This is a genomic window from Kitasatospora sp. NPDC085879 (assembly GCF_040686255.1).
Lineage (GTDB): Bacteria > Actinomycetota > Actinomycetes > Streptomycetales > Streptomycetaceae > Kitasatospora.
Genome location: NZ_JBFBJZ010000052.1, coordinates 11,374 through 25,986, shown reverse-complemented (window position 1 = coordinate 25,986; position 14,613 = coordinate 11,374). Strand labels below are relative to the sequence as shown.

The 14,613-nt window shown below is 75.2% G+C and carries 12 protein-coding genes; 8 read left to right on the top strand and 4 right to left on the bottom strand.

Annotated elements, in window-relative coordinates; genetic code table 11:
• Window positions 1–226 precede the first annotated feature (226 nt).
• Entirely contained in the window at window positions 227–1,297 is a 1,071-nt protein-coding gene (locus AB0P35_RS30565; RefSeq protein ID WP_363517178.1) for an alkene reductase, read from the top strand.
• Window positions 1,298–1,379: 82 nt separating this feature from the next.
• A complete protein-coding gene (locus tag AB0P35_RS30560) occupies window positions 1,380–2,285 on the top strand; it encodes an NADP-dependent oxidoreductase (RefSeq protein ID WP_363517175.1) in 906 nt (301 codons plus the stop codon).
• Window positions 2,286–2,449: 164 nt separating this feature from the next.
• On the opposite strand, the gene AB0P35_RS30555 is transcribed toward AB0P35_RS30560, so the two are convergent.
• Together AB0P35_RS30555 and ligD are read right to left on the bottom strand one after the other, a co-directional pair.
• Complete coding sequence (locus AB0P35_RS30555; RefSeq protein ID WP_363517172.1) at window positions 2,450–3,160, bottom strand: hypothetical protein; 711 nt, start codon at window positions 3,158–3,160, stop codon at window positions 2,450–2,452.
• 222 nt (window positions 3,161–3,382) lie between these two features.
• Window positions 3,383–4,366, bottom strand: coding sequence for a non-homologous end-joining DNA ligase (gene ligD, locus AB0P35_RS30550; protein WP_363517259.1), 984 nt, complete (start codon window positions 4,364–4,366; stop codon window positions 3,383–3,385).
• 84 nt (window positions 4,367–4,450) lie between these two features.
• On the opposite strand from ligD, the gene AB0P35_RS30545 reads away from it, so the two are divergent.
• Entirely contained in the window at window positions 4,451–5,509 is a 1,059-nt protein-coding gene (locus AB0P35_RS30545; protein ID WP_363517169.1) for an ATP-dependent DNA ligase, read from the top strand.
• Between the two features lie 186 nt (window positions 5,510–5,695).
• Here the strand turns inward: AB0P35_RS30545 and AB0P35_RS30540 are convergent, their stop codons facing one another.
• Window positions 5,696–6,451, bottom strand: a complete 756-nt coding sequence (locus AB0P35_RS30540) for a tyrosine-protein phosphatase (protein WP_363517166.1) — start codon at window positions 6,449–6,451, stop codon at window positions 5,696–5,698.
• A gap of 64 nt (window positions 6,452–6,515) precedes the next feature.
• Between AB0P35_RS30540 and AB0P35_RS30535 the strand changes: the two genes are divergently transcribed.
• The 5 genes from AB0P35_RS30535 (at window position 6,516) to AB0P35_RS30515 (ending at window position 12,539) form a co-directional block, all read left to right on the top strand.
• Window positions 6,516–6,752 (top strand): hypothetical protein, encoded by a 237-nt coding sequence (locus AB0P35_RS30535; protein WP_363517163.1) that lies wholly within the window; start codon window positions 6,516–6,518, stop codon window positions 6,750–6,752.
• Between the two features lie 209 nt (window positions 6,753–6,961).
• Window positions 6,962–7,990, top strand: a complete 1,029-nt coding sequence (gene tdh / locus AB0P35_RS30530; protein WP_095871434.1) for an L-threonine 3-dehydrogenase — start codon at window positions 6,962–6,964, stop codon at window positions 7,988–7,990.
• 53 nt (window positions 7,991–8,043) lie between these two features.
• A complete protein-coding gene (locus tag AB0P35_RS30525; protein ID WP_095871433.1) occupies window positions 8,044–9,237 on the top strand; it encodes a glycine C-acetyltransferase in 1,194 nt (397 codons plus the stop codon).
• 291 nt (window positions 9,238–9,528) lie between these two features.
• Window positions 9,529–11,553 carry a phosphatase PAP2 family protein gene (locus AB0P35_RS30520; RefSeq protein ID WP_363517159.1) on the top strand — a complete coding sequence of 675 codons (2,025 nt, stop codon included), beginning with the start codon at window positions 9,529–9,531 and terminating at the stop codon, window positions 11,551–11,553.
• A gap of 68 nt (window positions 11,554–11,621) precedes the next feature.
• Window positions 11,622–12,539, top strand: coding sequence for a LysR family transcriptional regulator (locus tag AB0P35_RS30515; RefSeq protein ID WP_363517156.1), 918 nt, complete (start codon window positions 11,622–11,624; stop codon window positions 12,537–12,539).
• Between the two features lie 83 nt (window positions 12,540–12,622).
• Here AB0P35_RS30515 and AB0P35_RS30510 read toward each other — a convergent pair whose 3' ends face one another.
• The gene (locus AB0P35_RS30510) at window positions 12,623–14,473 is read right to left on the bottom strand and encodes an ABC transporter permease (protein WP_363517153.1); all 1,851 of its coding nucleotides are present in this window, start codon (window positions 14,471–14,473) and stop codon (window positions 12,623–12,625) included.
• Window positions 14,474–14,613 lie beyond the last annotated feature (140 nt).

Here is a 14,613-nt window from a genome sequence, read left to right as displayed (position 1 = left end):
CTTGATCCTACCGCCGGACCCGCAGTCCCGCTGATTTGTTCGGATGGCTGGGCGCATGTGAGCAGGTGGGGGTGGTTCTGCATGCCTCGCATGCGCTCCCGGGAATGGATTGCCCGGCTTACCTGTTCGGACAGGTGATTGTGATGTACTTGTTCGGACAGGCATCTGCTGCCGCAGGCGGCGGAACGCCCGAGCCACAGAGCGTCATCCATCCCGAGGAGAGACCATGACCACTGCTTTCGATCCGATCGTCCTGGGCGGCAAGCGCCTGACCAGCCGCATCGCGATGGCGCCGATGACCCGCAGCCGTGCCTCCGGGCCCGGCGCCGAGCCGACGGAGTTGATGGCGACGTACTACGCGCAGCGCGCCGGGGCAGGGCTGATCGTCACGGAGGGCGTCCAGCCCTCACCGGTCGGCCAGGGCTACCCCGACACCCCCGGTCTGCACACGCCCGGCCAGGTCCGGGCATGGCGGACGGTGACCGACGCCGTGCACCGCGAAGGCGGCGCGATCTTCGCCCAGCTGATGCACACCGGCCGGATCGGCCACCCCAGCCTGCTGCCCGACGGCCTGGTGCCGGTCGCGCCGTCGGCGGTGGCCGCCAAGGGCCAGGTGTACACCCACGAGGGGCCGCAGGACTTCGTGACGCCGAAGGAGCTGAGCGAGGCCGAGATCCGGCAGACGATCGCCGACTTCACCGCAGCGGCCCTGGGCGCCGTCGAGGCCGGGTTCGACGGCGTGGAACTCCACGGCGCCAACGGCTACCTCATCCACCAGTTCCTCGCCCCCAACACCAACCGGCGCACCGACGCCTGGGGCGGCGGCACCGAGGGCCGGATCCGGTTCGCGGTGGAGGTCGTCACGGCGGTGGCCGAGGCGATCGGGAGCCACCGGGTCGGCTTGCGGATCTCGCCCGGAAACCCGTTCAACGACATCGCCGAGGACAACCCGGGTGAGGTCTACGAGGCTCTGCTGGGGCGCCTCGCCGGCCTGGATCTGGCCTACCTGCACCTGATGGAAGGCCCGGACGGCGATCTGACCGCACGGCTGCGCAAGGCCTGGCCGAGCACGTTCGTCCTCAACCCGTTCACGCATCCGGACGTCACCGGCCCCGACGCGCTCAAGCTGGTCGAGGACGGGACGGCCGACATGGTCGCCTATGGGGCGCTGTTCCTGGCCAACCCCGACCTCCCGGCCCGCCTGGCCGCCGGCGGTCCGTTCAACACCCCGGACCAGTCCACCTTCTACGGCGGCGACCACCGCGGCTACACCGACTACCCCACCCTCACCGCCTGAGCGGCGAGGCCCCCCGTGGCCGCGCCGCCGGCCGGAGCGACTGCGGTTCCCCTTTCCACCCGTCTCCACCTGGGAGTTCCCGATGTCCAAAGCGATCACCTTCTCCGAGTACGGCGCGCCAGAGGTGCTCCGGCTGTCCGAGGTCACCCCGCCGGAGCCGGGCCCGGGTCAGGTCCGGATCCGTGTGCGGGCCGCCTCGGTCAACCCGCTCGACATGAAGATCCGGTCCGGCCTGATGGCCGGCATGGTCCCCGCGCACTTTCCCGTGATCCCCGGCCTGGACGCGGCCGGTGTCGTCGACTCCGTCGGCGAGGGAGCCGAGGCGGCCGCAGGCGACGAGGTCCTCGGCGCCACGGTCGGCGGCAGCTACGGCGAATACGCCCTGCTCGACCGGGCGGTGGCCAAGCCCGAGAGCCTGTCGTGGGAGGTCGCCGCCTCGCTGGTCACGGTCGGCCGGACGGCGTCGCGCGTTCTCGGTCAGCTGGGTGTGCAGCCGGGTCGGACCCTGCTCGTCCACGGCGCCGGCGGCAGCGTGGGCTTCCTCGCCGTCCAGCTGGCCGTCGCCCGCGGTATCACCGTCATCGGCACGGTCGGCGAGCACGACATCGAGCGCGTCACCGCGCTCGGCGCCACCGCCGTCCGCTACGGCGACGGCTGGGTGGAGCGGGTGAAGGCCGCCGCCCCGGACGGGGTGGACGTCGTCCTCGACGCCTCCGGCGCCGGCATCCTCGCCGACTCCGTCGCCCTCACGGGGGACCCGGCGAAGGTCATCACCATCGCGGACATGTCCGCCGCGCAGCACGGGGTGCGCTTCAGCGCCGGCGCCGCCGACGAGGGCGGCCACGTGCTGCCTGAGCTGGTGCAGCTGGCCGCCGAGGGCAGGCTCACCGTGCCGGTCTGGCGCACCTACCCCCTGGCCGACGCCGCGCAGGCCCACACCGACCTGGAGGCCCACCGCAACCACGGCAAGGCCGTCCTGCTGCCCTGATCCGACATCGCCGCCTCGCGTCGCCCGGACGAACGAGGCGGCCCCCAGGGCCGCAGCCGCCACATCAGCGGACGTTCGGCACCGCGTGATGCGTCGGCCCGCGGTCGGCACGGGGTCAGTGGTACGGCCGACGGCGGCGGGTGGTTCAGGTACGCGCCCGCCCGTCAGTCCGACCCCGCACCGTGCCGGCCGCGGAGGGCCCCGACCGCGGTGCCGGCTGCCACGCAGACCCCCGCCGTGGTGAGGCCGACCGGCCGGGCGGCGTCGCCCAGGAGGGCGGCGCAGGCCAGGGTGGCCGCGGTCGCGCAGACACAGCCGCCGGCGAATCCGAACAGCAGCCGGGCGGCCGTACCGGCGCGCTCGGTGCCCCCGTCCGGTACGACGGCCACCGGCTCCGCTTCCGGGCGCTGCGCCCACGACGGCCGCGCCGGAGTCCGGACGGCGGCCGCCGGGATCGGCCGGGTCGCTGGGCGCCGCGCCACCGCCGTCCACGGCAGTTGCTCCAACAGCACCGTCGCCTGGTCGAAGGGCCTGCCCGGGCCGAGGCCGACCAGGGTCCGCGCGGAGGCGGGCGAGAGCTCCAGCCGACGGGTGAGCACCGCCCGTCCGCGGCTGTCGGCCGTCCGCAGCGAACTGTCCCGGTAGCGGTGGAAGCGGCCGTCCACGTCCAGCACCAGCGCACAGCTGCTGCGGACGCCGGACGCCGGCAGCGGGAGCCCGTCGCCGCCCTGCTCGCCGGTGGGCAGCCGGTCCACCACCCAGCCCTCGACCGCGCTGCCGCCGTCGTCGTGGAACGACCGCGGCGCGACCCCCTGGGCGAGCATCGTCCGGGCGGTGCCGCGGGCCAGCGCCAGCAGCTCCTCGTAGGCGTCCACCGGCCGGTCAGCCCTCGTCGCCGCAGCCGGGGCAGCGCCTGCGCGGCTCCTCGACGGCCGCGCACGTCGCGCAGCGGGTGGTCTCGCCCATGGTCGCCGTCCCCTCCGAACCGGTGTTAGGTGCGGCGAGCGTAGCCACGCCCGCGGCCGGCCGAGGCGGGGCTTTCGGAACCGGCGCCAAGCGACCGCACCCGACCGCTCGGGTGCCGGAGTTCTCCGCCCTCAGTCCTTCTTCGCCCGGCTGGGCTGTACCCGCATCGGCTCGCCCGGCATCTTCGGGTGGTCCGGCGGGTAGGGCAGGTCGCCGGCGTCCTGGTGCGCGAAGAGCTCCAGCAGCGGCTCCAGGTCGAAGGCGTGCTCGTCCATGTCGGCGTGCAGGTCGCCGAGTTCGGCGAAGCGCTTCGGCACCGTCCGCAGGTCGAAGTCCAGCGGGACGACGTCGTCCAGCTCCTCCCAGCGCAGCGGGGTGGAGGCGGTGGCCTCGGCCCGGGCCCGCAGCGAGTAGGGGGAGGCGATGGTGCGGTCGCGGGCCATCTGGTTGTAGTCCACGAAGATCCGCTCGCCGCGTTCCTCCTTCCACCACGCGGTGGTCACCCGCCCGGGCATCCGGCGCTCCAGCTCCCGGCCGAGCGCGATCACCGCGTGCCGGCAGTCGGTGAAGGTCCAGCGCGGCTCCACCGGCACGTAGATGTGCAGCCCGCGGCCGCCGGAGGTCTTCGGCCAGCCGCGCAGCCCCTGTTCCTCCAGCAGGGCGCGCAGCTCGTGCGCGGCGGTCACCGCGTCGTGGAAGTCGGTGCCCGGCTGCGGGTCGAGGTCGATCCGCAGCTCGTCCGGGTGCTCGGTGTCGCCGCGGCGCACCGGCCACGGGTGGAAGGTCAGGCAGCCCAGGTTGGCGGCCCACAGCACCGCGGCCGGCTCGTTCGGGCAGATCTCGTCGGCGGTGCGCCCGCTCGGGAAGGCGATCCGGGCGGTGGGCAGCCACTCCGGCAGGCCCTTGGGGGCGCGCTTCTGGTAGAAGAACTCGCCCTCGACTCCGTCCGGGAAGCGCTGCAGGGTGGTGGGCCGGTCGCGCAGCCCGCGCAGCACGCCGGGCGCGACCGCGAGGTAGTACTCGGCGACGTCCCGCTTGGTGAAGCCGCGCGCCGGATAGTAGACCTTGTCGGGGTTGGAGAGCCGGACCGGCCGGCCTTCCACCTCCAGTTCCACCGCTGTCGAGACCATGCCTCCCACGCTAGGCGGGCCCCCGGTATCCGGCGCGCGGGCCGCGCGACGTGCGGCGACGATCGGAGCATGGACCTTCCCGTGATGCCGCCGGTGCAGCCGATGCTCGCCAAGTCGGTGGCCGAGATCCCGCCCGGCATGCAGTACGAGGCCAAGTGGGACGGCTTCCGCGCGATCGTCTTCCGCGACGGCGACGAGATCGAGATCGCCAGCCGCACCACCAAGCCGCTCACCCGGTACTTCCCCGAGCTGGTCGAGGCCTTCCGCCGGGAGCTGCCGGCCCGCTGCGTCGTCGACGGCGAGATCGTGATCGCCCGGGAGGGACGGCTGCGCTTCGAGGAACTGCTGGAGCGCATCCACCCGGCGGCCTCCCGGGTCCGTACCCTGGCCGAGCGCACCCCAGCCTCCTTCGTCGCGTTCGACCTGCTCGCCCTCGACGACACCGCCCTCGCCGACCGCCCGCTCGGCGAACGGCGCGGCGCCCTGGAGTCGGCGCTGGCCGCCGCCTCCGCCCCCGTCCACCTGGCACCCGCCGCGACCGACATCGACCTCGCCCGCACCTGGTTCGCCCAGTACGAGGGCGCCGGCCTGGACGGCGTGGTCGCCAAACCGCTCGACCAGCCGTACGCGCCCGGCGAGCGCACCCTGTTCAAGATCAAGCACCAGCGGACCGCCGACTGCGTGCTCGCCGGCTACCGCGAGCACAAGAGCGGCCCTGTGGTCGGATCGCTGCTGCTCGGCCTCTACGACGGCGACGGGCAGCTGCAGCACGTCGGCGTCTGCGCCTCCTTCCCGATGGCCCGCCGCCGCGAACTGGTCGAGGAACTCGCCCCGCTGCGGCTCGACGACCTCACCGGCCACCCCTGGGCGGCCTGGGCCGACGAGAGCGCGCAGGCCTCCTCCCGGCTGCCCGGCGCGGTCAGCCGCTGGACGGGCACCAAGGACCTCTCCTGGGTGCCGCTGCGCGCCGACCGGGTGGTCGAGGTCGCGTACGACCACATGGAGGGCACCCGGTTCCGGCACACCACCCAGTTCCGCCGCTGGCGACCGGACCGCGAGCCCGAGACCTGCACCTATGCGCAGCTGGAGGAGCCGGTCTCGTACGACCTCGCGGACATCCTCCGCTGACCGGCCGCCGCCGACCCGCCCCGGCCGCTCCGGTCGCCCACTCCGCTGTACCGCCGACGCGTCGTGCATGGACACGGACACCGCCGGTGCGGCCGTCGCCGGCCGGACGCCCACCCGGGCCCGCCGGGGCAACGAGCGGATCACCCCCCGCCCGGAACGCCACCGGGCCCCGGACCGCCGCCGCCGTCAGTCGGCCCCGGCCCCGGACCGCCGATCGTCACCGCCCGCACCGCGCGCACCGTCTGGTCCGGCGAGTGCGGCGCGTACGGCGTCCAGGTGCTTCGCCGCGGCGCCGTGGGTCCGCAGCCAGTCCTCGACGGAGCCGTGGTGGCTGCGGATCCAGAGCAGTGCCCGGCGCAGATGGACGGCCGCCACCGGACGGGTGTTGTGGCCGGCGCCGGCGGCCTCGACGGTGAGGCCGAGGGCCGCGTTCGAGCGGAGGAAGTCCGCGGTGACCTCCTCGTCCGTGGCACCGAGCAGGAGCTGCAGCACGGCCACCACCACACCCGTGCGGTCCTTGCCCGAGGCGCAGTGGACGAGGGCGGGCAGCGCCCCCGGCCGGGCCAGCCGGCGGACGAGCGCGGCCGCCGCGGGCCCGCCGTGCTCCGCCATCGCCGGGTAGAGCTCCGCCTGGTCGGCCGGCCACCGCTGCTCGGTGAAGACCGGCAGGTGGCAGTGCTCGACCTCAGGCCCGAGCCCGTCATCCGGCCGGTCCGCCACCTCGGGCACGCTGCGCAGGTCGACGACCGTCCGCACCCCCAGCTCCGCCACCTGCCGTGCCCCCGCGGGGCTCAGCCCGTGCAGCGCCGCGGACCGGTAGAGCACCCCGCGCCGCAGCGCCCCGACCCCGCCCGCGTCCCGCAGGTTCCGCACCCCCGCGACCCCGGTCACCCCTGCCGTCCCGACGGACACCGTCCCCTCCTCGCCCGCGACTCCGCTCACGGCGCCCCACGCTACGGGCCCGCACCGCACACCCCCGCACCGACCCGGGCCCTGAAAATCGCCGGTGCCCCGCGGCCGCGCTCCCGGAGCGTGGATTCGCAGCCCCCGATCGGCGACGGCGACCTCCACCGGGTCTTCCCCGGTACACCGGACGAGGCAGCCCGGCGAGATCCTCGCCACGGACGGCCACCGGCACGCCGCCCGCGAGGAGACCTCCGAGACCCCGGCCGAGGCGGTGAACGGCCTGCTCGACGCCACCGCCCGGCACGCCGCGCAGGCGGACACCCGGCCCGCCCGGTAGCCCGTACGGGTGGCGCTCGGCACGCCGCGGGGGCGGCCGGGGCGCGCGGCGGCGGGACCTCGGGGACGATCGTTCAGCCCAGCTGCGACCGCCCTTAAGAATTCCTCGATGGACCTGACCTGCTCCGACCCGGCAGATTTCACTGTGCCCGGCGAGGCAGGGGTTGCATCGCCGGGCTCCCGTTCCACCCCGCGTCAGGAGCGCTCGCCGTGAAGGCACTCGTCAAGCACAAGGCCGAGCCAGGTCTCTGGCTGATGGACGTCCCCATGCCGGAGATCGGCCCCGGCGACGTGCTGATCAAGGTGCTGCGCACCGGCATCTGCGGCACCGACCTGCACATCCGCTCCTGGGACGGCTGGGCGCAGCAGACCATCAGGACCCCGCTGACCGTCGGCCACGAGTTCGTCGGCGAGGTCGCCGCGATCGGCGCCGCCGTCGCCGACGTCGAGGTGGGCGACCTGGTGAGCGGCGAGGGCCACCTGGTCTGCGGCAAGTGCCGCAACTGCCTGGCCGGCCGCCGGCACCTGTGCCGCAACACGGTGGGCCTGGGCGTGGGCCGCGACGGCGCCTTCGCCGAGTACGTGGCGCTGCCCGCCTCCAACGTCTGGGTGCACCGGGTGCCGGTCGACCTGGACGTGGCCGCGATCTTCGACCCGTTCGGCAACGCCGTGCACACCGCGCTGTCCTTCCCGCTGGTCGGCGAGGACGTCCTGATCACCGGCGCCGGTCCGATCGGCATCATGGCCGCCGCGGTGGCCCGGCACGCCGGCGCCCGCAACGTCATGATCACCGACGTCTCGCCGTACCGCCTGGACCTCGCCCGCAAGGTCGGCGTGACCCTGGCGCTGGACGTCTCGCAGCACACCATCGAGGAGGGCCAGCAGCAGCTGGGTCTGCGCGAGGGCTTCGACATCGGCCTGGAGATGTCCGGCCGCCCCGAGGCGATGCGCTCGATGATCGCCAACATGACGCACGGCGGCAGGATCGCCATGCTCGGCCTGCCCGCCGAGGAGTTCCCGGTCGACTGGGCGTCGATCGTCACCTCGATGATCACCATCAAGGGCATCTACGGCCGCGAGATGTTCGAGACCTGGTACGCGATGTCCGTCCTGCTGGAGGGCGGTCTCGACCTCAGCCCGGTGATCACCGGACGCTACGCCGCCGCCGACTTCGACCAGGCCTTCGACGAGGCCGCGAGCGGCAACTGCGGCAAGATCATCCTCGACTGGACGGTCTGAGACCGGACCCGTCCGGAACCGTCAGCGACACACGACTCTGGGAGACACCACCCGTGTTCGACAACGTGCGCGAGGACCTCGCCGCCACCATCGACGAGATCCGCGAGGCCGGCCTCTTCAAGCCCGAGCGGGTCATCGGCACCCCGCAGAGCGCCGCGGTCACCGTCACCGGCGGCGGCCGCCCCGGCGAAGTGCTGAACTTCTGCGCCAACAACTACCTGGGCCTCGCCGACCACCCCGCCGTGGTCGCCGCCGCCAAGGACGCCCTGGACCGCTGGGGCTACGGCATGGCCTCCGTCCGCTTCATCTGCGGCACCCAGGACGTGCACAAGCAGCTCGAGGAGCGCCTCTCGCACTTCCTCGGCCAGGAGGACACGATCCTCTACTCGTCCTGCTTCGACGCCAACGGCGGCGTCTTCGAGACCCTGCTGGACGAGCGCGACGCGGTCATCTCCGACGCCCTCAACCACGCCTCCATCATCGACGGCATCCGCCTGTCCAAGGCCCGCCGCCACCGCTACGCCAACCGCGACCTCGCCGACCTGGAGCAGCAGCTCAAGGCCAGCCAGGACGCCCGTCGCCGCCTGATCGTCACCGACGGCGTGTTCTCCATGGACGGCTACATCGCCCCGCTGCGCGAGATCTGCGACCTCGCCGACCGCTACGACGCGATGGTCATGGTCGACGACTCGCACGCGGTCGGCTTCGTCGGCCCGACCGGCCGCGGCACCCCCGAGCTGCACGGCGTCATGGACCGCGTCGACATCATCACCGGCACCCTCGGCAAGGCCCTCGGCGGCGCCTCCGGCGGCTACGTCGCCGCCCGCCGCGAGATCGTCGCCCTGCTGCGCCAGCGCTCCCGCCCGTACCTGTTCTCCAACTCGCTCGCCCCGGTCATCGCGGCCGCCTCGCTGACCGTGCTCGACCTGCTGGAGCAGTCCGGCGACCTGCGCGAGCGGCTCGCGGCCAACACCCACCTGTTCCGCACCAAGATGACCGAGGCCGGCTTCGAGATCCTGCCGGGCGAGCACGCCATCGCCCCGGTCATGATCGGCGACGCGGCGAAGGCCGGCCGGCTGGCCGAGCTGCTGCTGGAGCGCGGCGTGTACGTGATCGGCTTCTCCTACCCTGTCGTGCCGCACGGCAAGGCCAGGATCCGCGTGCAGCTGTCCGCCGCCCACTCGACCGAGGACGTCGAGCGCGCCGTCGCCGCCTTCATCGACGCCCGCGCGGCCATGGGCGAGTAGCAGCTGCACTGATCGAGCCACCTTCCCGGGGCGCGGCCCAACCCTCACCGCGCCCCTGCGGGGCAACCCCCGGCCCCGCCCCGCCGTCGGCCCGGCCTTCCCCAGCCGGGCCGGCGGCGTCCCCTCCGCCGTACCGCGTCCCCGGGCCGCGCCCGCCACCCGGCCGGCAGCCCACGGGATGCGTGCCGACCCCCGCCGCTGGACAGTCGCAGGGTAGGACCGGCCGCCGGCCCGTCGCCCTCCCCGCGGCACCCGGACCACCGGCCGGTGCGAGCGGCGAGAGGAGCAGGGATGCCACCGGTGCCCGCGCTGCCGCTGCCCCGGCCCCGGTTCGCCTCCGCAGGCCGCCTGGTCGCCCTGGCCACGGCCCTCGTCGTGCTCGGCGTCTGCGCCCCCGTCACCTGGAACACGCTGGCGGTCCCCGTCGGCCGGCCCAGCCCGGTCGCCGACCTCGCCGCGACCGGCCTCGGCGGCTGGTACGCGATCGGCACCCGGGCCGTCCTGCTGGCGGCGGCACTCGTCTCCGTCCTCGCCGTCGGCCTGCTGCTCGCCCGCGACCCGCCGCCCGGTCTGCCCTTCCCCGGCGCCGCCGGCACCGCCGCGGCCGGCGCCCTGCTGTTCAGCGCAGACCTGCGCGGGCAGCCGGTCGACGCCGTCCTCGGCCTCGCCGCCGTCGCGCTCGCACTCGCCGAGGTGCTCCCGCGCGCCCGCGCGCCCGAAGGCCTCGCACTCGGCGCGGCGATCGCCCTCGAACCGGCGCTCGCCCTCTTCGCCGTCCTGCTGATCTGCCGGAAGGCCCACCGGCGCGCCCTCAACTCCCTCGTCCTCGCGTTCGCCCTGAACACCGCGGCCTGGGCCGCCCGTCCGGTGCAGACCGCCCGCGGCTGGCGGCAACTGGTCGACCCGCTGCTCGGGGTCGGGCCGGACAACCAGTCGGCCTACGGCCTGCTGCTCCGCCTCGGCCTGCGCGGGCCGCTGCTCGCCGCCGTCTTCCTGGCCGCCGCCGTCCTGGTCGCCGCGCTGGCACTCCGCCGCGGACTGGCCTTCACCGCGGACGGGCAGCACCTGCTCGCCGCCGGCACGGTCGGCTGCGCCGCCGTCGTGATCTCGCCGCTCACCGGGCCGGCCGACTTCGGCTGGCTGCTCGCCGCCGCGGTCGGCCGCCTCGGCCGCCGCCCCGAGGACCGCGCGCTGTGGCCGGTGGTCGCCGTGACCGTCGCGCTGCTCTCCAGCAGCATGCTCGACCCCCAGATCGAACCGGTGACGACCTTCCTGCTGCGCGGCGCCGCCCCGCTGACCGCCGCCCTGGCGGCCGCCCTGCTGCCCTTCCGCCGCACCACCGACCCGCTCTGGACGCTGCACCGCACGCCCGCACCCACCCCGCACCATCCATTCGGCCGCCGCAGACTGCCCCTGCTGCCCGCCAAGATGCGCCCGGTCAGCCGGCCCAACCTGCTGATGGAGCTGCTGTTCATCCAGGTCGGCTACGGCATCTACACCAAGATCCGCAATGCCGCGCCGAACCGGGTCGAGGCCGCCGTCGACCACGCGCGCGACATCTACGGTGTGGAGCAGTTCCTGCGGATGGACGTCGAGCGCGCGGTCAACGGATGGGTGCTGCGCACCCACGGCATACTCGACCTGTCGCTGCAGTACTACAAGACGTTCCACCTGATCGGGCCGCTGGCCGTGCTCGGCTGGCTCTACCTGCGCCACCCGCGCCGCTACCGCACGAGCCGCACGGTGCTCTTCACCGCGACCGGCCTCGCCCTGCTCGGCTTCTGGGGCTACCCGCTGGCCCCGCCCCGGCTCACCCCGGGCCTCGGCCTGCGCGACAGCCCGTTCGGCGCCCCCGACAGCTCGCCGCTCGGTGCGCTGACCGCCCTCACCAACCAGTTCGCGGCGATGCCCTCGCTGCACTGCGCCTGGGCGTTCTGGTGCACGGCGGCGGTGATCGCTTCGACCCGCCGCCGCTGGGTGTGGGCCATTGCGGTGCTCTACCCGCTGCTGACCCTGCTCGTGGTGGTCGCCACCGCCAACCACTGGGTGCTCGACGCGGTCGGCGGCGTGGCCGTCGTCCTCGCGGGCTGCCTCTTCCAGTACGTGCTGACCGGGCGGCGGCTGCTGGACCGCTCCGCCGCCCTGACGGTCCGCGCCGGTGCCTGGGCCGGGGCACCGCGCCCCGCCAGCCGACCCGACCCGGACACCGTGACCGGCCCCGCGCCCCCCGGCCCCGCATCCCCCGGCCCCGCACCGGGCCCCGGCCCGCCCGCCGCCCCGAGCACCGAACCCGCCGAACGCCGCCGGGAGCCGTGACCGGGGTGTCCCGTCCGGCCGTGCGGGGTGTGGAACGGGAGGCTCCGGGGCGCTGGCAGAATTGAGCCGTGATCGACGCACGACGGCTGCGGACCCTGCGGGCCGTGGCCGACCACCGGACCGTGACGGCCGCCGCGGCCGCGCTGTACCTCACCCCCTCCGCCGTCTCGCAGCAGCTCGCCGCGCTGGAGCAGGAGACCGGCCACCACCTGCTGGCCAGGGACGGTCGCGGGGTGCGGCTCACCGCGGCAGGCGAGATCCTGCTCGGCCACGCGGACGCGGTGCTCGCCCAGCTGGAGCGGGCCGAGGCCGACCTCGCCGCCTACAGCGCGGGCGTCGCCGGAGAGGTCACCGTCGCCGCCTTCGCCACCGGCATCGCACTCGTCCTGGCCCCGGCGATCGCCGAGCTGGCCGCCGCCGCCCCCGGTGTCCGGCTGAAGGTCCTGGACGCCGAGGGCGACGCCAGCCTGCCGATGCTGCTGGACGGCCAGGCCGACATCGCCGTCGCCGTCGAGTACCGTGGTGCGCCGCGCGCGGACGACCAGCGGCTGACCCGCGTCCCGCTGTACGCCGAGCCGTTCCGCGCCGTGCTGCCGCTCGGCCACCGGCTGGCCGCCGGGGAGGGCCCGGTCGCCGTCGCCGACCTGGCCGCCGAGCCGTGGATCGGGCCGTACCCCGGCAACCCCTGCCACGACGTGGTGCTGCTCGCCTGCGAGCACGCCGGGTTCCAGCCCCGGCTGCTGCACTCCTCGGACGACTTCCGTGCGGTGATCGCCCTCGCCTCGGCGGGGGCCGGCGTCGCACTGGTTCCGCGCTCCGCGCTGCGCGGCGCCGACCTCACCGCGGTGGCCGTCCGCCCGGTGGACACCGAACTCGCCACCCGCAAGGTCTTCGCCGCCGTCCGCGCCGGCGCCGAACACCACCCGCTGATCGCCCCCGTGCTGACCGCCCTCACCGCCGCCGCCCGGGGCCTCGACAGCCACTGACGCGCAGACCGTTCACCCCGGGCCCACCGGCGCCGGGGTGAACGGCCGGCCGGCCCGGCCCGGTTGCCCGGACTCGCCCCTCGTCAGTCCCGCGCCGCCTCCACCGGGCGCCGGCGCAGGGACCAGAGGGCGGCCAGGGCCGCGCAGGGGGCGGTCAGCAGGAGGCAGGCGCCGGTCACCGCGCCGACCGGCCGCCACGGCAGCACCAGCGGCGGGGGGCTGCCGAGCAGGGCCAGCGCGCCGTTCATCGCCCCGAGTTGGACGGCCGCCACCGCGCAGCCCAGCAGTGCGCCCACCGCCACCACGAGCAGCGACTCGCCGGCCACCAGCCCGACCACCTGCGCCCGGGTGGCGCCGGTGAGGCGCAGCAGGGCGAGTTCCCGGCGGCGGTCGGCGGTCGCCATCGCGAGGATGTTGGCGAGCGCGATGCCGGTGTACGTCAGGGCGAGGCCCAGCACCAGCACGGTCCGCAGCCAAGCGATCCGGCCGTTGGCGGGGGCGGTGGCGGCAAGCCACTGCTCGCGGGTGTCGACCCGGGCGCCGAACCCGGCGGCCGCGGCGCGCAGTCGCGCCTCCAGTGCGACCCGGTCCGCCCCGGCGGCGGCCCGGACGTCGATGCGGTCCACCCGGGATCCCGGTGCGTTGCGCGCGGTCACGTACAGGCCGTTGTCGCCGAGTCCGTCCCGCAGCACGGCGGCGACCTTCAGGGTCACCCGGTGGCCGTCCGCGAGCACGACCGGCACCGGGTCGCCGACGGCCCGGTGGCCCCACTCCAGCGGCAGGACGATGCCGTCGTCGGTCAGTGCGGCCACCGATCCGGTCACCACCGGCAGCCGGGCGACGCCGGCCAGCCCGCCGGGATCGGCCGTCCGCGCCTCGGAGCGGACCGTGGTGCCGTCCGCCTCGACCACCGCGAGCCGGGTCGGCCCGGTGGGGGAGACGACAGCCCCGGGAACGGCCTGCAGAGCCTCGACCAGCCCGGGGCGGCACGCACCGGGTGTGAGGACGAAGTCGGCGGCGGTCCGTGCCCGGGCCTCGGCCGTCCGGGAGGCACTCACCGTGTCCAGCGCGCCCGCCAGCGATCCGGTCAGGGCCACCGACACCAGCACCGGCGCGGCGATCGCCCCGGTGCGGCGCAGCGCGGCGGCGGCGTTCTCCCGCATCAGGCGGCCCGACCAGCGGGACAGCCGGGCCGGCAGCCGGCCGAGCAGGCGCAGCAGCGGCCGGGCGAGGACCGGCGCGAGCAGTCCGCAGGCGGAGACGAGCACCATCGGCTGGACGGTGTAGGTCTTGCGGTGCAGCAGGTCGACGGGGTTCGTCAGCAGTGCCGAGCCGATCAGCCCGGCCGCCGCCGTCAGCAGCCCGAGGCCCCAGAACCAGCGCCCGGCGGTCATCACGCCGGTGTCCAGGTCGGCGCTGCGCAGCGCGTCCAGCGGGCCGAGACGCCCGGCGCGGCGGGCGGCGACGGCGACGCCGCCGAGGGCGACCAGCAGGCCGGTCCAGAACGCGGCGACCAGCGGCCAGATCCCTCGCTCGACGGTGAACCCGGCCGGGGCCATCCCGACGTCCGCCAGCCACCGCACCATCCCTGGCGCGCCGAGCCGGCCCAGCGCGCACCCGGCGGCCGAGGCGACGGCACCGAGCACGACCGCCTCGGCCAGCACCGCACGCCGCACCTGGGCCCGGGTGGCGCCGGCCAGCCGCAGCAGGCCGAGCTCACGACGGCGCTGGGCGACGGCGTAGGAGAAGGTCGAGGCGACGACGAACGCCGAGACGAAGGCGCTCACCCCGCCGGCCGTGCCGAGCGCGGCGACCAGCGACACCATGGCCTCGCCGCCGCCGGGCCAGGACATCGCGGTGGCCAGACCGAGCAGCATCACCGCCGTCATGGCCACTCCGAGCGCCAGGGCCGTGAACGCACCCAGCAGCGACACCCAACGCACCCTCAGCGACCTGAGCGCGATCCGCATCATTGTCATGCCGCCCAGCCAACCGGCGGCGCCGGGCCGGATCAGCAGGCCAGGGCCCACCTTCCGGGGTAGGCCCAGCCCTACCGTGCAGGCCGCCGGGGCGG

Excerpts from the sequence above, each read along its gene's own strand:
- AB0P35_RS30565 (WP_363517178.1), top strand. The coding sequence starts at position 227 with ATGACCACTGCTTTCGATCCGATCGTCCTGGGCGGCAAGCGCCTGACC.
- AB0P35_RS30560 (WP_363517175.1), top strand. The coding sequence starts at position 1,380 with ATGTCCAAAGCGATCACCTTCTCCGAGTACGGCGCGCCAGAGGTGCTC.
- AB0P35_RS30545 (WP_363517169.1), top strand. The coding sequence starts at position 4,451 with ATGGACCTTCCCGTGATGCCGCCGGTGCAGCCGATGCTCGCCAAGTCG.
- AB0P35_RS30520 (WP_363517159.1), top strand. The coding sequence starts at position 9,529 with ATGCCACCGGTGCCCGCGCTGCCGCTGCCCCGGCCCCGGTTCGCCTCC.